Origin of the sequence: Paracoccus zeaxanthinifaciens ATCC 21588, assembly GCF_000420145.1 — a bacterium.
In the GTDB taxonomy this organism is placed as follows: domain Bacteria; phylum Pseudomonadota; class Alphaproteobacteria; order Rhodobacterales; family Rhodobacteraceae; genus Paracoccus; species Paracoccus zeaxanthinifaciens.
This window is the reverse complement of record NZ_ATUJ01000003.1, coordinates 1-19184: the sequence shown is the minus strand read 5'-3', so window position 1 is coordinate 19184 and position 19184 is coordinate 1. Positions and strand designations below refer to the sequence as shown.

Below are 19184 nucleotides of genomic sequence, written 5' to 3'. Positions count from 1 at the left end.
GTGGCGGCGTGAGGGCGGAACAGGCACAGGCGCTGCTGCGCCAGATGTTCAATGCGGCCATCGCCGCGGCGGACCCCGCGAAATCGCTGGCCGCGCATCTGCCCGAACCGCCCTCGGGGCGCTGCATCGTGGTGGGGGCGGGCAAATCCGCCGCCGCCATGGCCCGCGCGGTCGAGGATGCCTGGCCCGACGTGGACCTGTCGGGCGTGGTCATCACCCGCTATGGCCACGCCGTGCCCACGCGGCGCATCGCCGTGCGCGAGGCATCGCACCCGGTGCCGGACCAGGCGGGCGTCGATGCCGCGCAAGAGATCCTGCGCACGGTCGCACAGGCGGACGAGGGGGACCTGGTGCTGGCGCTGATCTCGGGCGGGGGGTCGTCGCTGCTGGCCGCGCCGCGCCCGCCGCTGACGCTGGCGGACAAGATCGCCGTGAACCGCCTGCTGCTGCATTCGGGCCTGACGATCGAGCAGATGAACCGCATCCGACGCAGGCTGTCGCTGGTCAAGGGCGGCGGGCTTGCGCGCGCGGCGGCGCCCGCGCGGCTGGTGACGCTGGCGATCTCGGACGTGCCGGGGGACGATCCGGCGGCCATCGCCTCGGGGCCGACCGTGCCCGACCCGACCGCGCACGAGGATCTGTCGCCGCTGATCCGCGCGCTTGGGCCGGACCTGCCGCAGGCGGCCCGCGACCTGCTGCTGGCCACGCCGCCCGCGCAGGAGGATTTCCCGGTCGATTACCGCATGATCGCCACCCCGCAGATGTCGCTTCTGGCCGCGGCCGAGGTGGCCCGCGCCGCGGGCGTCACGCCGGTCCTGCTGGGCGACGCGCTGGAGGGCGAGGCCCGCGAACTGGGCATCGCGATGGCCGGCATCGCGCGCGCCACGGCGACGCATGGCACGCCCGCACGTGCGCCCGCCGTCCTTCTGTCGGGGGGCGAGACGACCGTCTCCATCGGAAACGTGAAGCCCGGTCGCGGCGGGCGGAATACCGAGTTCCTGCTGTCGCTGGCCATCGCGCTGAACGGCCATCCGGCGATCCATGCACTGGCGGGCGATACCGATGGAATCGACGGGACCGAGGATGCGGCAGGCGCCATCGCCGGGCCCCATCTGCTGCGGCAGGCCCGCGAAATGGGCCTCGACCCGGCTGCGGTGCTGGCAGCGCATGACAGCTATGGCCTGCTCGATGCGACCGGCTGCCTGATCCGCACCGGTCCGACGCTGACGAATGTCAACGATTTCCGCGCGGTGCTGGTGCTTGGCTGAAAGCACCCGATGGTAGGCCCGGAGGGACTTGAACCCCCAACCAAGGCGTTATGAGCGCCCTGCTCTGACCAATTGAGCTACAGGCCCATCGGGTTCGTTCCGGTTAATGCGCAAGATCGGGGCGGTCAAGCGCCTCGGGCGTTGCTTGGCGGGCGGGCATCGGCTATCGGGGGCCAAATTCAGCCGGGGGCCGCCATGAGTGACAAAGGGATCAGCTATCGCGATGCAGGGGTCGATATCGACGCCGGGAACGAGTTGGTCGAACGTATCAAGCCTGCCGCAGCCGCGACGAAGCGGTCGGGGGTGATGGATGCACTGGGCGGCTTCGGCGCGCTGTTCGATCCGAAGGCCGCGGGTTACGACGATCCGGTCCTGGTCGCGGCGACCGACGGCGTGGGCACCAAGCTGCGCATCGCCATCGACACGGGCCACCTGGACGGCATCGGCCAGGACCTGGTCGCCATGTGCGTGAACGACCTCGTGTGCCAGGGCGCCGAGCCGCTGTTCTTCCTCGACTACTTCGCGACGGGCAAGCTGTCGGTGGACGAGGGCGCGCGCGTCGTCGAGGGCATCGCGCGCGGCTGCAAGGCCGCCGGTTGCGCCCTGATCGGCGGCGAGACCGCCGAGATGCCGGGCATGTATCACGACGGCGATTTCGACCTTGCGGGCTTTGCCGTGGGTGCGATGCAGCGTGGGACCGCGCTGCCTGCGGGCGTCGTCGCTGGCGACGTGCTGCTGGGCCTTGCGTCGGACGGGGTGCATTCCAACGGCTATTCGCTGGTGCGCAAGGTCGCGGACCGCGCGGGGCTGGGCTGGACCGATGCGGCGCCTTTTGCCGATACCACCCTGGGCGAGGCGCTCCTGGTGCCGACGCGCCTGTATGTGAAGCCCGTCCTGGCCGCGATCCGCGCGGGCGGCGTGCATGCGCTGGCGCATATCACCGGCGGCGGCCTGACCGAGAACCTGCCCCGCGTGCTGCCCAAGGACCTGGGCGCGGATATCGACCTGTCCAGCTGGTCGCTGCCGCCCGTCTTCGGCTGGCTGGCCGAGGCCGGCAATATCGAGCAGTCCGAGATGCTCAAGACCTTCAACAGCGGTCTGGGCATGGTCATCGCGGTTGCGGCGGATCGCGCCGACGCGCTGGCCGAGCTGCTGCAGGCCGAGGGCGAGACCGTCGCCCGCATCGGCACCGTCACCGAGGGTGCGGGCATCCGCTACTCGGGGGCGCTTGCGTGATCCGCGTCGCGATCCTGATTTCGGGCGGAGGATCGAACATGCTCCGCCTGGTCGAGGATATGACCGGCGATCATCCGGCGCGGCCCGTCCTGGTCGCGTCGAACGACCCCGAGGCGGGCGGGCTGAAGCGTGCCGCCGCGATGGGCGTGCCGACCGCCGCCGTGGATCACCGCGATTTCCGCGGTGACCGCGAGGGTTTCGAGGACGCGCTGCTGAAGCCGATCATGGCGGCATCGCCGGACGTGATCTGCCTTGCGGGCTTCATGCGCATCCTGACCCCCGGCTTCGTGCAGCGCTTCGAGGGGCGGATGCTGAACATCCACCCGTCGCTGCTGCCGAAATATCCGGGGCTGAACACTCATGCCCGCGCGATCGAGGCCGGGGATGCGCAGGCGGGCTGCACCGTCCACGAGGTGATCCCCGAACTGGATGCCGGCCCCGTGCTGGGGCAGGCGGCGGTTCCGATCATGCCGGGCGACGATGCCGATGTGCTGGCCGCGCGGGTCCTGGTGCAGGAGCACCGCCTCTATCCGGCGGTGCTGCGGCGCTTCGTGACGGGCGATCGCACGCCCATCCTTTTGTGATCAGACCCACAGCTTGGACAGGGCGGCCGCCGGGTCGTCCTGAGACCAGATCTCGGCCCCGATGGCGATGAAATCCGACACCGGCGACAGCTGCGCCAGCAGCTCGCTGGTGATCGCGCCTTCGGCCACGACGGGGACCTCGATCATCTCGGACCACCACCGGAACAGCTCCAGCTGGGCGGGTTCGCCGCGATAGAGCGCCGATTCGCCGACCGGCCCGAAGCTGACGTAATCCGCGCCATGTTCGGCGGCGGTCATGCCTTCATGGCGCGAGGATCCGCAGAACGCGCCGACGATGGCGTCGTCACCCAGTTCCTTGCGGGCATCGCGGACCGCGCGGGCGCCGTCCGTCAGGTGCACGCCGTCCAGGCCGTGGCGCTGCGCCAGCTTGACGTGATCGTCGATCACGACGGCCACGTCGCGGGCATGGGCGATTTCGCAGGCCAGGTCGGCCAGGCGGCCCAGTTCGTCCTCTTCGGCGCCGCCGCGGATGCGCAGGCAGGAAGGGGCGAAACGGTCCATCACCTCGGTCAGAAGTGGCCCGAGCGCGGATGCCTGTGCTCCGGCGGGCGTCATCAGGTACAGTTGCGGGGCATCGGTCATGCGGCTTCTCCTTTATGTCGCATCTAGCGCAGCTTGCCCGCCGCCGCCAGACGCACTAGATGCCTGAGCCATGCAAATGGATCGAAATCCCGTCATCATCCTCGTTCGCCCGCAGATGGGCGAGAATATCGGCGCGGCTGCGCGCGCGATGCTGAACTTCGGCCTGACCGAGATGCGGCTGGTCGAGCCGCGCGACGGCTGGCCCAACCCCAAGGCCGTCGCGATGGCCTCGGGTGCCGCGGGCAAGGTGCTGGACCAGGCCAAGGTCTATGCCACGCTTGCCGACGCGATGGAGGGGATCGAATACGCCTATGCCACGACCGCCCGTGGCCGCGAATTGACGAAGCCCGTCTTCACGCCGGAAACCGCGATGGCCGACACCCGCGCGCGGCAGGGGCGCAGCGCCATCGTCTTCGGCCCCGAACGCACGGGGCTGGAAAACGACGACATCGCCCGCGCCAATGCCATCGTGACGGTGCCGGTGAACCCCGATTTCCCGTCGCTGAACCTAGCGCAGGCCGTGCTGCTGATGGGCTATGAATACGGTCGCGACATCCTGCCGCCCGAGCCCAATCCCCATGCCCGCCGCGAGGACAGCGAGACCGCCGCCGACCGCGTCGAGATCGAGCGCCTGGGCGACCATTACGAGGAGAAGCTGGAGGCCGCGGGCTTCTTCTTTCCCGAGACGAAGGCCGCATCCATGCGCCTGAACATGCGCAACATGTGGTCGCGCCTGGCGCTGACGCGCGGCGATGTCCGCGTCCTGCACGGCGTCCTGCGGCAGTTGACCCGCCGATAAGCCCCCCATAACCTCCGCGCCAAAAGGAGCAAGCGATGGCCAAGCGCCCTGTCTTCCAGGAAGTCTCGGACCCGCAGGCGGCACGGCCCGCCCAGACCAGGGGCATGATCGACGCGCGCCCCCGTGGCGCGCGCCGCGCGATCCGCGCCTGGCTGTCGGTGCTGTTCGTGATGGTCCTTGCCATGATCGTGGTGGGGGGCGCCACGCGCCTGACCGACAGCGGGTTGTCCATCACCGAATGGAAGCCCGTGACCGGCGCGCTGCCGCCCATGAACGCGGCCGACTGGGATGCGGAATTCGCGCTGTACCAGCAGATCCCGCAATACCAGGAACTGAACCGGGGCATGACCCTGTCCGAGTTCAAGCAGATCTACTGGTGGGAATGGGGGCACCGCCTGCTGGGCCGCGCGGTCGGCCTTGTCTGGGCCGTGGGGCTGCTGTTCTTCGCCGCGACCCGCCGCGTGCCGACGGGGTGGATGCCGCGCCTGCTGACGATCGGCGTGCTGGGCGGGCTGCAGGGCGCGATCGGCTGGTGGATGGTCAGCTCGGGCCTGGTCGAGGGGATGACCAGCGTCGCCTCGTATCGGCTGGCCGTGCATCTGGGCATCGCCTTCCTGATCCTGGGCCTGATCACCTGGTACGTCCTGCAGCTCTCGCGGTCCGAGGCCGACCTGATGCGCGCCCGCCGCGCGGGCGAGGCCAAGCTGTTCGGCATGTCCACGGGCCTTCTGCACCTGACCGCGGTGCAGATCCTTCTGGGCGCGCTGGTCGCGGGGATCGACGCGGGGCGCACCTATACCGGCTGGCCCACCATGGGCGGCGAATGGATCCCCGACGCGATCTGGGATCCGGTTCTTGGCTGGCGCAACTTCTTCGAGAACCCGGCCCTGGTGCAGTTCATCCACCGCATGACCGGATATCTTGTCGCGATCTTCGCCGTGGTCGTCTGGCTGCGCGCGCGCCGTTCGCCGCATCCGGTGACGCGCGGGGCCTTCACGGTCATGATTGCCGCCATGGCGGCGCAGATCGGGCTGGGTATCATGAATGTCGTCCATGCCTCGCCCCTGGGGCTGGCGCTGGCGCATCAGTTCGGCGCGGTCGTCCTGTTCGCCATGATCCTGCGGGCGCGTCACCACGCCCGCTATCCCATCGAAACCTCGATCCGAGGAGCCCGGAAATGAGCGCATTCGACGATCTGCTGGCCTTCCAGCGCCAGACCGAAGCCCTGTCCTCGGTCGCCGAGCGGCTGGGCTGGGACCAGGAAACGGTCATGCCCCGCGGCGCCGCCGAACAGCGCGCCGAGGAGATGTCCGCCATGGAGGAGGTGCTGCACGAACGCCGCACCGACCCGCGCATCGGCGAATGGCTGGAGGCCGCCGAGCCCCAGACCGAGGGCGACCGCCGCGCGGTCGAGCTGATCGCCCGCGACTTCGCCCGCACCAGCCGCGTGCCCGCGCGCCTTGCCTCCGAGCTTGCGCGCCTGACCTCGCTGGCGCAGGGGATCTGGGCCGAGGCCCGCGCCAACGAGGCCCCCGAGGATTTCCTGCCCACGCTGGACCAGGTCCTGATGCTGAAGCGCGAAGAGGCCGCCGCGCTGGCCGATGGCGGCGATCTGTACGACGCGCTGCTGGACGATTACGAACCGGGCATGACCGGCGCGCGCATCGCGTCGCTGTTCGATGCGATGCGGCCGCGCCTGGTCGCGCTGCGCGACGACGTGCTGGGCGCCGAACGCCAGCCGCAGCAGCTGTCGGGGCATTTCCCGCAGGAAACGCAGCTGCGCCTGTCGCGCGCCTGCGCCACGGCCTTCGGCTATGACTGGACGCGGGGGCGGATCGACCTTGCGGTCCATCCCTTCAGCTCGGGTCGCTGGCAGGACAGCCGGATCACGACCCGCGTGGTCGAGACGGACCCGTTCAACTGCATCTACTCGACCATCCACGAGGTCGGGCATTCCAGCTACGAGCTGGGCATCGACGAGGATTACGCCTTCACCCCCCTGGGGCGGGGCGTGTCCATGGGCGTGCACGAAAGCCAGAGCCGCATCTACGAGAACCAGCTGGGCCGTGGCCGTGCCTTCACCGGCTGGCTGTTCGGGCGCATGTCCGAGGCGTTCGACGGGCTGAACGTCACCGATGCGGATGCCTTCTATGCCACGGTGAACCGCGTGACCCCCGGTTACATCCGCACCGAGGCCGACGAGGTGCAGTACAACCTGCATGTCATGCTGCGCTTCGACCTGGAGCGCGACCTGATTTCCGGGCGGCTGGACACGCAGGACCTGGCCGAGGCCTGGAACGCCCGCTTCCTCAGGGATTTCGGGGTGGCGGTCGATCGCCCGTCGAACGGGATCCTGCAGGATGTCCACTGGTCGGTGGGGCTGTTCGGGTACTTCCCGACCTATGCCCTGGGCAACGTCTATGCCGGATGCCTGAACGGCGCGCTGCGCGACCAGGTGCCGGACCTGGACGCGGCCCTGGCGGAGGGCGACGCCACCCCCGCGACCGAATGGCTGCGAGAGAACGTCCAGCGCCACGGCGGCCTGATGCCCCCCGCGCAGGTGATCGAGCAGGCGGCGGGCGCATCCGTGTCGCCCGAACCGCTTCTGGATTACCTCGAGGCCAAGTTCGGCCAGATCTACGGGCTCTAGTCCCTGTCAGGCGGGCAGTTCGACGATCGCGGACAGCCCGCCCAGATCGGAACGTTCCAGCCGCAGCTGCCCGCCATGCAGCGCGGCAAGATCCGCAACGATGGCAAGGCCCAGCCCCGCGCCGGGCGGGCCCTGTTCGTCCAGCCGACCCCCGCGACGCAATGCCCGCGGCATCTGGTCGGGCGACATGCCGGGGCCGTCATCCTCGACCGTCAGCAGCAGCCGCGCGTCGTCCTGCGCGACGCTGATCCGCAGTCGCGACCGGCCCCATTTGACGGCATTCTCGCACAGGTTTCCGACCATCTCCTCGAGGTCCTGACGTTCGCCCCCAAAGCGCGCGTCGGGGGGCAGGACGGTTTCCGCGCCCATGCCCTTGTCGGCCATGGGCCAGCGCAGGACCAGCAGGATGTCCTCGATCACAGGGGCGATGGGCGTGCTCTGGCCCAGGCTGCGCGGGCCCGCGCTGCGGGCGCGGCGCAGGTGCCAGCCGATCAGCCGGTCCATCCGCGCGATCAGCGGCTGGCCGGCATGGTCCTGCGGCAGTTCGTTCGACAATGCCGCCAGGGGCGTCTTGAGCGAATGTGCAAGATTGCCCAGATGCTGCCGCGACCGCGTCAGCAGGCTGGCATTCTGGTCCAGCGCGGCGTTGATCTCGTCCACCAGCGGGCGCAGTTCCGTGACCGAGGGGCGGGGAAGGCGCTCGGCCTTGCCCGCGCGGACCTGCGCCAGGTCCAGCCGCAACCGCTTAAGGCTGCTGAGGCCCGCCGTCACCTGCACCAGCGTCGCCGCCGCCAGCGCGGCCCACAGAAGCAGCAGCGCATGGGCCAGCGGTCGCGTGATCTGCGACAGGCTGGCATCGATGGCCGATCTGGGCGCGGTGACGGTCACGGCGATCAGGGCATCGGTATCGGGCAGGGTGATTTCCTGGCGCAGGATGCGCAGGCCCGCGCCGTCCGCATCCATCCCCGATGCGCCGCGCAGGTTGCCCGCGGGCCCGTCCAGCCGCCCGTCCAGCAACGACAGCGACCGCGCGACGGGCACCCCGTCCGCCGCCACCTGCCAGTACCACCCCGAGAAGGGCAGGTCGTAATTCGCGGCCATGGGGATGGCGTCCAGTTCGGTCCTGCCGTCGTCCTGCACCTGCAGGCGCCCGATCAGGCTGTCGGCGGCGGCCTGCGCCTCGGCGTCGAAGCGGTCGGTCACGAACCCCTCCAGCAGCCCCGAGATGAACAGGAACGCCGCCAGCAGCGCCGCCCCGATCCAGACCGCCGCCAGCAGCAGCAGCTGTCCGCGAATGGATCGCAGCATCACGCGGGGGCCTTGCTGCGCAGGACATACCCCTCGCCGCGGCGGGTCTCGATGATGCCGTCGCCGACCTTCTTGCGCAGCCGGCCGATCACGACCTCGATGGACTTGAAGTCGCGGTCGGTATCGGCCTCGTAGAGGTGCTCGCTCAGCTCGGTCCGGGTGACGACGCGGTCGTGGTGATGCAGCAGATAGGTCAGGATGCGGGTCTCGAATGCGGTCAGCTTCAGCGCGACATCGTCGCGGGTGATCACGCCAAGCTGCGCGTCCAGCCGCAGGCTGCCCGCCGTGATGACCGCACGCGCATGGCCCGCCGCGCGGCGGATCAGGGTCTGGGCGCGCAGCACCACCTCGTCCAGGCGGAAGGGCTTAACCGCGTAATCGTCCGCGCCCGCGCGAAAGCCCGCGACCTTGTCGGTCCAGTCGCCACGCGCGGTCAGGATCAGCACGGGCATCGCGTTCCCCTGGTCGCGCCAGCGGGTCAGCACCTCGATCCCCGACATCGAGGGCAGGCCCAGGTCCAGGATCGCGACGTCGTAGGTCTCGGTCGATCCGAGGTATTCGCCGTCCTCGCCGTCGCTGGCGGTGTCGGTGGCAAAGCCCGCCTGTCGCATCGCATCGACAAGCTGACTGGCCAGTTGCGGGTCGTCCTCGACGATCAGGGCACGCATGGTCGGTTCAGTTCCTTGGGGGTCGTTTCGGCCCGTCGCGGCGGGCCTTCAGGATGTCGCGGCCCGCGACCTCGAGGAAACGCCCCGTCCGCGCATCGACGCGGATGTTCAGGACGTCCCGTGCCGGGGTCAGCAGCCGCAGTTCATAGACGAGCTGCGCCCCGAGGTCGTGTTCCTCGGGGGTGGGCGGGACGGTCGCGACCGCGATCAGCCGTCCCTGGTATCGTGCCATGACGGCACCCGCGATCCGGCGCATGGGCATCGGGCGAAAGCCCGTTTCCCAGGGCTGCGTCAGTTCGGGTGCCATGACCTCTTGCGCGGGGGCAGGGGCGGACATGGCGGCCGTCAGCAGGCAGGCAATGAGGATCGCGTTTTTCATTCCCCCATCTATACAGGGTATGGCCCAATGGAATCCAAACGGAACATTGGCCTTTCGTTCGGCGGCCCTGCGCTAGAACCGATTCGTGAGGTCGGGACAGCCCGACCGGATAACGAAGACTGGAGAAGCACCATGAAATTCCGCACGCTTGCAACCTCGGCCGCGCTTGTCACCCTGATGGGCCTGTCGCCGATCATGTCCGGCATGGCCACCGCGCAGGAAGCGGTCGAACTGCCCGAGGCGCTGCAGTCGCTGAACCTGACCGACACCACCACCGAGGAAGGCCGCCGCGGCCAGCGCGTCTCGGGCGAGCTGGAGGACGGCACCCGCATCGAGGCCTTCCTGAACCGCGACGGAGAGCTGATGGGCCTGCGCGCCGACGACGCGGTCCTGCCCGAGGCCGCGATCGATGCCCTGCTGCCCCAGGCCGTCCGCGACAACGCCATCTTCGAGCAGTTCGCCGAGATCGAGGGTCTGCGCCTGATGCCCGAGGGCGTCGAGATCGGTGGCACGGATGCCAATGGCGAACGCGTCCGCGCCGCTTTCGACGATGCGGGCCGGGTGATGCGCTTCGGTCGCGGCGATCATGACGGTCGCCCCGGTAAGGGTGCGCCGCATGGCGATCACGAGCGCGGCCCCCGCGGCGAGCACCGTGGTGAGCATCGCGGTGAGCACCGCGGCGGGCATGGCGGCGACATGCGCGGCCACGGCCCCGAGGGTCGCGACCACGATCACGGCCCGAAGGGCGAACCCCGCGACCCGCAGGTCGACGAGGCCGCGCTGGCCGCAGACCTCTCGGCCGCAGGCTACGAGGATCTGGGCACCCTGCGCGTCAATGGCCGCCGCATGACCGTCGAGGCCACGAACCCGCAGGGCGAGGAAGTCGTGCTGGAAGTCACCCCGCGCGGCGAGGTCGTCCGCGAAACCGCACGCTGATCCACGGCCACCGAATGATGAATGCCGCCCCCTCGGGGGCGGCATTCGCATATCCGCGCCTCGCCTTTTCCGGGCGGCTTCGCTATTTGCACTGGGTGTAAGCCCGCGCGCGGTCCGGCCCCGTGGGTGGAACCATCGCTGGAAGGGGCATCCCATGTTCGATCACGACCATATCGCCGAGGCCGTCGCCTGGCGCCACGATCTTCACCGCCACCCCGAACTGGGTTTCCAGGAGCACCGCACCTCGGGGCTGATCGCGGGCCTGCTGGAGGGCTGGGGCTGGCGCGTGCATCATGGGCTGGCGGGCACGGGCGTCGTCGCGCAGCTGGGGCAGGGCGGTCGCAGCGTGGGCCTGCGCGCCGATATCGACGCGCTGCCGATCGAGGAGGCGACGGGCCTGCCGCATGCCTCGGTCCATGCCGGGCGGATGCATGCCTGCGGCCATGACGGGCATACCGCGATGCTGCTTCTGGCCGCACGCCAGATGGCCGCCGAAGGGATCGTGGGCGGCACCGTCAACCTGATCTTCCAGCCCGCCGAGGAAAACGACGGCGGCGCGCGCGTGATGATCGAGGACGGGCTGTTCCGCGAATTTCCCTGCGATGCGGTCTTCGGCATCCACAACTGGCCGGGGCTGAAGCCGGGGCAGTTCGTCGCCCGCGACGGCGACATGATGGCGGCCTTCGCCGTGTTCGAGATCGAGGTGAACGGCAATGGCAGCCATGCCGCGATGCCGGAACAGGGCGACGGCGTGGTCGCGGCGGCGGCGCGCATCGCCAGCGCGTTGCAGGAACTGCCCGCGCGGCGCCTTTCGCCGCTGGATCCCGGCGTGGTCTCGGTCACGCAGATCCATACCGGTTCTGCCTGGAACGTCTGCCCCGACCGCGCGATCCTGCGCGGCACCGTCCGCTGGTTCGCCCCCGGGGCAGGCGACGTGCTGGAGGCCCGCCTGTCCGAGGTCGTGAACGGCACCGCCGCGGCCCATGGCTGCACCGCCCGCGTCGATTACCAGCGCCGCTATCCCGCCACGATCAACGACCCCGTTCAGGCGGCGCTTGCGCGCGAGGTCGCCTCGGGGATGGGGTTCGATCTGCCGCAATCCACCGCCAGCATGGCATCCGAGGATTTCGCCTTCATGCTGAACGAACGCCCCGGCGCCTACATGTGGCTGGGCGCGGCCCGCGAGGGCGAGAACCCCGGCCTGCACAGCCCGCGCTTCGATTTCAACGACGCGATCCTGCCCCGCGGCGCCGAGATGTGGGTGCGGCTGGGGCAGCGCGCGATCACGGGCGGCTGACGTTTTCGGCATCGCCTTCCCGCGTCGCGGCATGTAAGGCGATGCCCTTGAAAAATATGAGAGGATGCCATGACTAGGACTGGGGAGATACTCCTCGACTGGCGCCTGCACGCAAGCGTGCTTGCCATCACCATCATCGCCGAGCTGATCGGCGTGATCGCCGTTCCCATCGCCATCGGGTCGATCCTGCTGCTGCCGCTGCTCTATGCCTTCGTGATGGGGCTGCTGATCAATCCGAACGTGGTTTCCAGGGCGGGCGGCTGGCTGCGCCAGCGCGAGGTGCGCGCCGCCTCGCCGCTGATCGTAATCGCGATCATGCCCTTCATCGCCAAGTTCGGGACCATCATCGGCCCGTCCATGGAACAGATCGTCGCCGCCGGTCCCGCCCTGATCCTGCAGGAACTGGGCAACCTGGGAACCATCGTCCTGGCCTTCCCGATCGCCGTCCTGGTCCTGCGCATGGGCCGCGAATCCGTGGGGGCCAGCTTCTCGGTCGCGCGAGAGCCCAACATCGCGATCATCGCCGACCGCTATGGGCTGAAATCGCCCGAGGGGGCGGGCGTGATGGGCGTCTATGTCATCGGCACGCTGTTCGGGACCTTCATCTTCGCGATCCTGGCATCCGTCCTTGCGACCTCGGGGCTGTTCAGCGTCGAGGCGCTGGCCATGGCCTGCGGCATCGGGTCGGGGTCCATGATGGCCGCCTGTTCCGGCGCGCTGGCCCATGCCGTCCCCGCGATGGAGGAGCAGATCCTGGCCCTGGCGGGCGCGTCCAACGTGCTGACCTATGCGACGGGCATGTATCTGTGCATCTTCGTCGCGCTGCCCCTGACCGAGAAGCTCTATGCCCTGATGGGCCCGAAGGAGGATCGCGCATGACCAATTCCGACATTCCCGCCGATCCCGAGGCCGACCCCAAGCTAGGCATCGCCGATCAGGCCCTGCTGCTGACCGCCGTCTGCGCTATCGGGCTGGTCGGCAACACCGTCGCCACCGATGCGACGCTGGTGCAGTCGGTGACGGGGATCGCGATCCTTTACGTCATCTCGATGATCGGGGTGCTTCTGACGCAGCTGGTGCCGTTCGGGCTGCCCTCGGTCGCCTGGATCTCATTGGTGGGGATCGCGGCCACGCTGCCCTGGACGCCCGGCAGCGCCTGGGTGCTGGAGCAGGTGGGGCACGTGAACTTCCTGACCCTTGCGACGCCCTGCCTTGCCTATGCGGGCATCGCCATCGCGCGCCGAGAGATCGAGATCGCCAAGACCTCGGGGTGGAAGATCTTCATCGTGGCGCTGCTGGTCATGACGGGCACCTATGTCGGTTCCGCGATGGTGGCCGATCTGTTCCTGTGATGCCGGATCCCGCGCGGGGCGCAACCTGCGCGGGATTTTCCAATCAAAGAAGTCAGGATTGACTTCGCATCTTCCGTTCGGGCAAAACGCCGGGGCAAGCGGCCAGCCCCCGTGCAGGCCATCACGCCCACGGAGGATCGCATGAAGACCACTCTCGCCATTTCCGCCCTTGCCCTGGCCACCGCCTCGCCCGCCCTTGCGGGCAAGCCCGAGGTCGTCGCGAATTACATCGCCATCGCCCATGCCGGATACGAGGACAGCCTGATCGCCGCGCGCGACCTGCAGGCCGCCGTCGATGCGCTGATCGAGACCCCCTCGGCCGAGGCGCTGCAGGATGCCCGCGCCGCATGGCTTGCGGCCCGCGTGCCCTATCAGCAGACCGAGGCGCTGCGCTTCGGCAATGCCATCGTGGACGACTGGGAAGGCAAGGTGAACGCCTGGCCGCTGGACGAGGGGCTGATCGACTATGTCGACCCGTCCTATGGCGGGGCGTCGGATGCGAATGAATATGCCGCGCTGAACGTGGTCGCCGCGCCGACCTTCACCCTGTCGGGCGAGGATATTGACGCGACCGAGATCACGCCCGACCTGCTGTCGGGCCAGCTGCACGAGGCCGACGCGATCGAGGCGAATGTCGCCACCGGCTATCACGCGATCGAGTTCCTGCTGTGGGGGCAGGACCTGAACGGCACCGACCACGGCGCGGGCGACCGTCCCTGGACCGACTATGCCGCGGGTGACGACTGCGCCGGCGGCAATTGCGACCGTCGCGGCGATTACCTGAAGGCCGCGACCGACCTGTTGGTCAGCGACCTGGAATGGATGACCGCGCAATGGGCCGAGGGCGGCGAGGCCGCGACCGGCCTGACCGCGGATCCCGACGCCGCGATCAGCGCCATGCTGACCGGCATGGGCAGCCTGTCCTATGGCGAACTGGCGGGCGAGCGCATGAAGCTGGGCGTGATGCTGAACGACCCCGAAGAGGAACACGACTGCTTCTCGGACAACACGCATAACAGCCACTATTACGACGGGCTGGGCATCCGGAACGTCTATCTGGGCGAATACACCCGCATCGACGGCACGGTCGTCTCGGGCGAGAGCCTGTCCTCGCTGGTGGCCGAGGCCGACGCATCGGTCGATCAGTCGCTGCGCGCGGGTCTGGACGACAGCGTGGCCAAGCTGGGCCGTATCAAGACCGTGGCCGAGGGCGGCACCTCGTACGACCAGATGCTGGCACGCGGCAATGACGCGGGCGAGGGGCTGATCATGGCCGCCGTCGATGCGCTGGTCGCGCAGACGCAGGATATCGAGCGCGCGGTCACGCTGTTGGGTGCGCAGGACGTCGCCATCGAGGGCTCGGACAGCCTCGACAGCCCCGATGCCGTCTTCCAGTAAGGCCGCGCGGCACCTGCTGCCGCTGCTGATGATCACGGCGGCGCCGGTCCTTGCGGAAGGGCCGGCGCTGACCGATCTGCACCTGAACGCCACGCCCCGCACCGGCGCCGAGACCGCGCGGATCGCGGATGTCGTCGTACCCACGCAGGACTTCACCGCGCCCGAACCCTTCGAGGGCAATCCCGGCGGGGCCGCGACCGTGCGTGCCCGCGACGATGCGGATGCGTTCTCGCAGCCCTCGGCCAATATCGGGTTCGAGGGAGAATTGCGCTTCAAGGTCGGCAACGGGCTGTTTCGCAAGCTGTGGGTGTCCTCGCCCTCGTCGACGCTGGCATCCGACGGGCTGGGGCCGCTGTACAATTCGCGCGGCTGCCAGAACTGCCACCTGAAGGACGGGCGCGGCCATCCCCCCGACACGCGGGGCGAGGCTGGCGGCTCGATGTTCCTGCGGCTGTCGGTGCCGGCGTCGGGGAACGACCCCCGCAGCCAGATCGAGGAATACCTGGCCGGGACCGGTAACCCGGTCGAGCCGACGCGCCCCGATCCGACCTATGGCGGGCAGTTGCAGGATCTGTCGGTCGCGGGCGTTCCGGCGGAAGGGCGCATGACCATCGACTATGCCGAAACGCGGGTCGATCTGTCGGGCGGCGAGGTCGCGCATCTGCGCGTGCCCGAATACGGGATCGCCGATCCGGCATACGGACCCTTGCGCGACGATCTGATGATCAGCCCCCGCGTCGCCCCGCCGATGATCGGCCTTGGCCTGCTGGAGGCGATCCCGACCGCCGACATCCTTGCCGGTGCCGATCCGGATGATGCCGATGGCGACGGGATCTCGGGGCGGGCCAATATCGTCTGGTCGGCGCGGCATGACGCCCCGATGCTGGGGCGTTTCGGCTGGAAGGCCGGGATGCCCACCGTCGAGGAACAATCCGCCAGCGCATTTTCGGGCGATCTCGGCATCTCGAACCCGTTGCATCCGGACCATGCGGGCGAATGCACCGAGGCCCAGCAGGACTGCCGCACCGCCCCCCATGGCGGCGGCGATGCACGCGGGTTCGAGATCGACGCCGAAGGGCTGGCGCTTACCGTTTTCTACAGCCAGAACCTTGCCGTTCCCGCCCGCCGCGACGAAGGCGATGCACAGGTGCTGCGGGGCAAGCAGGTCTTCTACGACACGGGCTGCGCCGATTGTCACCGGCCCAAATACGTCACCGCGCGGATGGAGGATCGGCCCGAGCACAGCTTCCAGCTGATCTGGCCCTATACCGACATGCTGCTGCACGACATGGGCGACGGGCTGGCCGATCACCGCCCCGAGGGGCTGGCGAATGGCCGCGAATGGCGCACGCCGCCCCTGTGGGGCATCGGCTTGACCCAGACCGTCAACGGGCACAGCATGCTGCTGCATGACGGACGCGCGCGTTCCGTGTTGGAGGCGATCCTGTGGCATGGCGGCGAGGCCGCGCCCGCCCGCGACGCCGTCATCGACATCCCGCCCGAGGACCGGGCGGCCCTGATCCGATTTGTGGAAAGCCTGTGATGCGAACCCTGCTGGCCCTTGCCCTGCTGCCGCTGCCCGCCATGGCCGGCACCCCCGAGGTGGTGAACGACCATATCCTGCCCGCGACCGACCGCTTTGCGACGGCCGCGCACGCCTTGGCCGATGCGGCCGGTGCCGATTGTTCGGCCAGCGCGCTGGACGCCCCCTATCGGCAGGCATTCGACGCCTGGATGGGCCTGTCGCATCTGGCCTTCGGGCCGCTGGAACAGGACGGGCGTGCGCTGACGGTTGCGTTCTGGCCCGATCCGCGCGGGCTTGTCGCACGCTCGGTCCGGGGGCTGGTCGCGGATCAGGATCCGGTGGTGGACGATCCGGCGGGCTTTGCCGAGGTCTCGATCGCCGGACGCGGTCTGATGGCGCTGGAACAGCTGATGGCGGACGAGGTTGGCGATTACGAATGCCGCTATGCCCGCGCCATCGCGACCGACCTGGCCACCATCGCCGATGCCGTGCAGGCCGACTGGCAGGACCACGCGCAGCTGATGCTGGATGCGGGGCAGGACGGGAACGACCGTTATCTGTCTGCCCGAGAGGCGGATCAGGCGATCTATACCGCGCTGCTGTCGGGCATCGAATTCGACGCCGATCAGCGACTTGGCCGCCCGATGGGCAGCTTCGACAAGCCCCGCCCCAAGCTGGCCGAGGCGTGGCGCAGCGACCGCCCGCTGCGCAACATCGAACTGTCGCTGGCCGCGCTGCGCGACATGGCCGTCGCGCTGTCGGACGATCCGATCCCCCTGACCGAGGCGGCCTTCGACAACGCGCAGGCGCAGGTCGCGGAATTGCAGGACGATCCGCGCCTTGAAGGGGTCACCGACCCGACGCAGCGCTTGAAGATCGAGATCCTGCAACAGCGCATCCGCGCCATCGGCACCGCGATCGAGGGCGAGATCGGCGGCGGGCTTGGCCTGACCGCAGGCTTCAATTCCAAGGATGGCGACTGATGCGCAGGCGCAGCTTCCTGACGGCGCTGATGGCGGGGGCGGTCGCGCCCCGGCTGGGCTGGGCCGATGCGGGCAGCCCCGCGATCCTTGGCGCCGCGCGCGAAGGGGATGGCGGCTATGCGCTGTTCGGCCTGTCGGATCGGGGCGCGGACCTGTTCCGCATCCCGCTGCCCGGTCGCGGCCACGCCGCCGCCGCCCATCCGACCGCCCCCGAGGCCGTGGCCTTTGCCCGCAGCCCCGGCAATTTCGCCATCGTGCTGAACTGCGTGACCGGACAGGTCCTGGCCCGGCTGCATGCGCCGCAGGGGCGGCATTTCTACGGCCACGGCACCTTCATCGCGGATGGCGAGATCCTGTGCACATCGGAAAACGCCTATGACAGCGGCGAGGGGCGCATCGGGTTGTGGTCACGCCGCGAAGGATGGCGCCGCATCGCCGAGATCCCGACCCACGGCATCGGCCCGCACGAGATCAGGCGGATGCCGGGCGACATCCTTGTCGCGGCCAATGGCGGGTATCGCAATCACCCCGACCAGCCGGGCGTCAAGCTGGATGTCGACCTGATGCGCCCGAACCTGTCCTATGTCGCGACCGACGGGGCGCTGCTGGACCAGATCGAGCTGGACCCCGAACTGCGCCGCAACTCGATCCGCCATATCGCCTTCGGGCAGGACGGCGTGGTGGCCTTCGGGATGCAATGGCAGGGCGACCCGGCCGAGGGGATGCCCCTGCTGGGCCTGCACCGGCGCGGGCAGGGCGCGGTGCTGGCCGAACTGCCCATCCACGAGGCGATGGCGATGCAGGGCTATGTCGGCTCGGTCGCCTTCGATGCCGAGGGGCGGCATGTCGCGATCAGCTCGCCCCGTGGCGGGCGGGTGCAGGTCTTCGACGGCTCGGGCGCCCACCGGCAGACGATCCGGCGCGAGGACGTCTGCGGCCTTGCGCCCGCAGCGGGCGGCTTCTTCGTGTCCGACGGGCTTGGCGGACTCGTGCGGGCGGGGCAGGGGGTCGAGGCCCTGGCGAAATGGCCGGGGCGTGCATGGGATCACCATCTCGTGTCCGTGGAACAGGGCAATCGGGGCGCGGCCCTGTAACGTTTTCCGTGGTTTCCGCGAATTGCGTGTCGGTGGCGCACCCGGACGGGGCGCGCGCCTTCGGCAATACGACAACATTCAAGGATCCAACATGAATTCCCCAGTCAAGATCGCCCTTCTGTCGGTGCGCGTCACCTTCGGCCTGTTCCTGCTGGCCTGGGCCGTCAAGAAGATCGTCGATACCGAGGGTACCTCGGGCATCTTCGCCAAGTTCTACGGGATCGAGGGGTTGGGCGCGTCCAGCTCGATGATCGCGGGCGGGTTGCAGATCGCCGTTTCGGTCGCGATCATCCTGGGCCTGTTCAAGACGGTCAGCTATGGCGCGGGCCTGCTGATCCACGGCGTCTCGACCGTCTCGACCGCCTCGCACATCCTGATGCCGCTGGCCGAGGGGTCGAACCTGCTGTTCATGGCGGGCCTGCCGATCATGGGCGCGATCCTGGGCCTGTTCCTGGCCCGACACGAGGATACGCTGCTGTCGCTGGACAGCGCGTTGGGCCGCGGAAACGCCGCGACGGTCGGCGCCTGAACCGGCGGGGCGCTGCATCGGTCGCCTCTACGGCTTCCGCTGTGGCCGTCGTGGCTGATCCCCAGTGTCTCGGCCCAAGGCCCAGTTTCTCGGTAAGAACTGGCCGCGACACTTCTGGGCCTAGGCTGTATGGAAACGCGCCGATAGCGGCTGTCGGCTTCTGGTTCTGATTGGCCGCTTTTCGAGTTCTCTGTCTTCGACAACCTTTGCACACGTGACGTGTTGCTAATCCGGATGACCTGCTCCCCTGAAACGTCCGCGGTTTGAGGTTAGCCTGTTCTCGAAACGAGGAGACAGAAGATGCGGAAAAGCCGTTTCAGCGAAGAGCAGATCATTGGCATCCTGAAGGAGCACCAGGCCGGGATAGGTGCCAAAGAGCTCTGCCGGAAGCACGGCGTCAGCGATGGCACATTTTACAAGTGGCGCTCGAAGTATGGGGGCATGGAAGTGTCGGAGGCCAAACGGCTGAAGGCGCTTGAGGCCGAGAATGCGAAGCTGAAGAAGATGCTGGCGGAGCAGATGCTCGATGTGCCACGCTCAAGGAGATGCTGGGAAAAAACTTCTGAAGCCCGGTG

General features: G+C 68.9%; 19 protein-coding genes, 1 tRNA gene and 1 pseudogene. 16 read left to right on the top strand and 5 right to left on the bottom strand.

Annotated elements, in window-relative coordinates; all coding sequences use genetic code 11:
- Positions 1-44 precede the first annotated feature (44 nt).
- Positions 45-1268, top strand: coding sequence for a glycerate kinase type-2 family protein (locus F804_RS0103425; RefSeq protein ID WP_051142285.1), 1224 nt, complete (start codon positions 45-47; stop codon positions 1266-1268).
- Between the two features lie 10 nt (positions 1269-1278).
- Here F804_RS0103425 and F804_RS0103420 read toward each other — a convergent pair.
- Positions 1279-1355, bottom strand: a tRNA-Ile gene (locus F804_RS0103420).
- 108 nt (positions 1356-1463) lie between these two features.
- Here F804_RS0103420 and purM point away from each other — a divergent pair.
- Both purM and purN read left to right on the top strand, forming a co-directional pair.
- A complete protein-coding gene (gene purM, locus F804_RS0103415) occupies positions 1464-2504 on the top strand; it encodes a phosphoribosylformylglycinamidine cyclo-ligase (RefSeq protein ID WP_022706345.1) in 1041 nt (346 codons plus the stop codon).
- Positions 2501-3088 (top strand): phosphoribosylglycinamide formyltransferase, encoded by a 588-nt coding sequence (gene purN / locus F804_RS0103410; RefSeq protein WP_022706344.1) that lies wholly within the window; start codon positions 2501-2503, stop codon positions 3086-3088. Before purM ends, purN begins: the two co-directional genes overlap by 4 nt.
- Here purN and F804_RS0103405 read toward each other — a convergent pair whose 3' ends face one another.
- Positions 3089-3691 carry a thiamine phosphate synthase gene (locus F804_RS0103405; protein WP_022706343.1) on the bottom strand — a complete coding sequence of 201 codons (603 nt, stop codon included), beginning with the start codon at positions 3689-3691 and terminating at the stop codon, positions 3089-3091. It abuts the gene before it with no gap.
- A 76-nt stretch (positions 3692-3767) separates the two neighbouring features.
- On the opposite strand from F804_RS0103405, the gene F804_RS0103400 reads away from it, so the two are divergent.
- The 3 genes from F804_RS0103400 to F804_RS0103390 are packed head-to-tail and all read left to right on the top strand — an operon-like array spanning position 3768 to position 7140.
- Positions 3768-4490 carry an RNA methyltransferase gene (locus tag F804_RS0103400; protein ID WP_022706342.1) on the top strand — a complete coding sequence of 241 codons (723 nt, stop codon included), beginning with the start codon at positions 3768-3770 and terminating at the stop codon, positions 4488-4490.
- Positions 4491-4525: 35 nt separating this feature from the next.
- Complete coding sequence (gene ctaA, locus F804_RS0103395; RefSeq protein ID WP_022706341.1) at positions 4526-5671, top strand: heme A synthase; 1146 nt, start codon at positions 4526-4528, stop codon at positions 5669-5671.
- Positions 5668-7140: a carboxypeptidase M32 gene (locus F804_RS0103390; protein WP_022706340.1), complete on the top strand. Its 1473-nt coding sequence runs from the start codon at positions 5668-5670 to the stop codon at positions 7138-7140. Before ctaA ends, F804_RS0103390 begins: the two co-directional genes overlap by 4 nt.
- 6 nt (positions 7141-7146) lie before the next feature.
- On the opposite strand, the gene F804_RS0103385 is transcribed toward F804_RS0103390, so the two are convergent.
- From F804_RS0103385 to F804_RS0103375, 3 genes are read right to left on the bottom strand one after another with little or no spacing between them, the layout of a single operon-like run.
- Positions 7147-8448, bottom strand: a complete 1302-nt coding sequence (locus F804_RS0103385) for a sensor histidine kinase (RefSeq protein ID WP_028725563.1) — start codon at positions 8446-8448, stop codon at positions 7147-7149.
- Positions 8448-9116, bottom strand: coding sequence for a response regulator transcription factor (locus tag F804_RS0103380; RefSeq protein WP_022706338.1), 669 nt, complete (start codon positions 9114-9116; stop codon positions 8448-8450). The genes F804_RS0103385 and F804_RS0103380 overlap by 1 nt, the downstream gene beginning before the upstream one ends.
- 7 nt (positions 9117-9123) lie before the next feature.
- Complete coding sequence (locus F804_RS0103375; protein WP_022706337.1) at positions 9124-9495, bottom strand: PepSY domain-containing protein; 372 nt, start codon at positions 9493-9495, stop codon at positions 9124-9126.
- A 132-nt stretch (positions 9496-9627) separates the two neighbouring features.
- Here F804_RS0103375 and F804_RS15520 point away from each other — a divergent pair, with 132 nt between their 5' ends.
- The 10 genes and pseudogenes from F804_RS15520 to F804_RS0103325 form a co-directional block, all read left to right on the top strand.
- Positions 9628-10431: a hypothetical protein gene (locus F804_RS15520; protein ID WP_022706336.1), complete on the top strand. Its 804-nt coding sequence runs from the start codon at positions 9628-9630 to the stop codon at positions 10429-10431.
- 154 nt (positions 10432-10585) lie between these two features.
- Positions 10586-11728, top strand: a complete 1143-nt coding sequence (locus tag F804_RS0103365; protein ID WP_022706335.1) for a M20 aminoacylase family protein — start codon at positions 10586-10588, stop codon at positions 11726-11728.
- 69 nt (positions 11729-11797) lie between these two features.
- Positions 11798-12607 carry a DUF3100 domain-containing protein gene (locus F804_RS0103360; RefSeq protein WP_022706334.1) on the top strand — a complete coding sequence of 270 codons (810 nt, stop codon included), beginning with the start codon at positions 11798-11800 and terminating at the stop codon, positions 12605-12607.
- A complete protein-coding gene (locus F804_RS0103355; protein ID WP_022706333.1) occupies positions 12604-13080 on the top strand; it encodes a hypothetical protein in 477 nt (158 codons plus the stop codon). The genes F804_RS0103360 and F804_RS0103355 overlap by 4 nt, the downstream gene beginning before the upstream one ends.
- Before the next feature lie 141 nt (positions 13081-13221).
- Positions 13222-14478 carry an imelysin family protein gene (locus F804_RS0103350; RefSeq protein WP_028725561.1) on the top strand — a complete coding sequence of 419 codons (1257 nt, stop codon included), beginning with the start codon at positions 13222-13224 and terminating at the stop codon, positions 14476-14478.
- Entirely contained in the window at positions 14462-16021 is a 1560-nt protein-coding gene (locus F804_RS0103345; protein WP_084686440.1) for a di-heme oxidoreductase family protein, read from the top strand. Before F804_RS0103350 ends, F804_RS0103345 begins: the two co-directional genes overlap by 17 nt.
- Positions 16021-16986 carry an imelysin family protein gene (locus F804_RS0103340; protein WP_022706330.1) on the top strand — a complete coding sequence of 322 codons (966 nt, stop codon included), beginning with the start codon at positions 16021-16023 and terminating at the stop codon, positions 16984-16986. Before F804_RS0103345 ends, F804_RS0103340 begins: the two co-directional genes overlap by 1 nt.
- A complete protein-coding gene (locus F804_RS0103335) occupies positions 16983-18080 on the top strand; it encodes a DUF1513 domain-containing protein (protein WP_425413860.1) in 1098 nt (365 codons plus the stop codon). Before F804_RS0103340 ends, F804_RS0103335 begins: the two co-directional genes overlap by 4 nt.
- 91 nt (positions 18081-18171) lie before the next feature.
- A complete protein-coding gene (locus F804_RS15515) occupies positions 18172-18609 on the top strand; it encodes a hypothetical protein (protein WP_022706328.1) in 438 nt (145 codons plus the stop codon).
- A 300-nt stretch (positions 18610-18909) separates the two neighbouring features.
- Positions 18910-19166 (top strand): annotated as a pseudogene (locus tag F804_RS0103325) (transposase); the annotation flags it as partial.
- Positions 19167-19184: the final 18 nt, after the last annotated feature.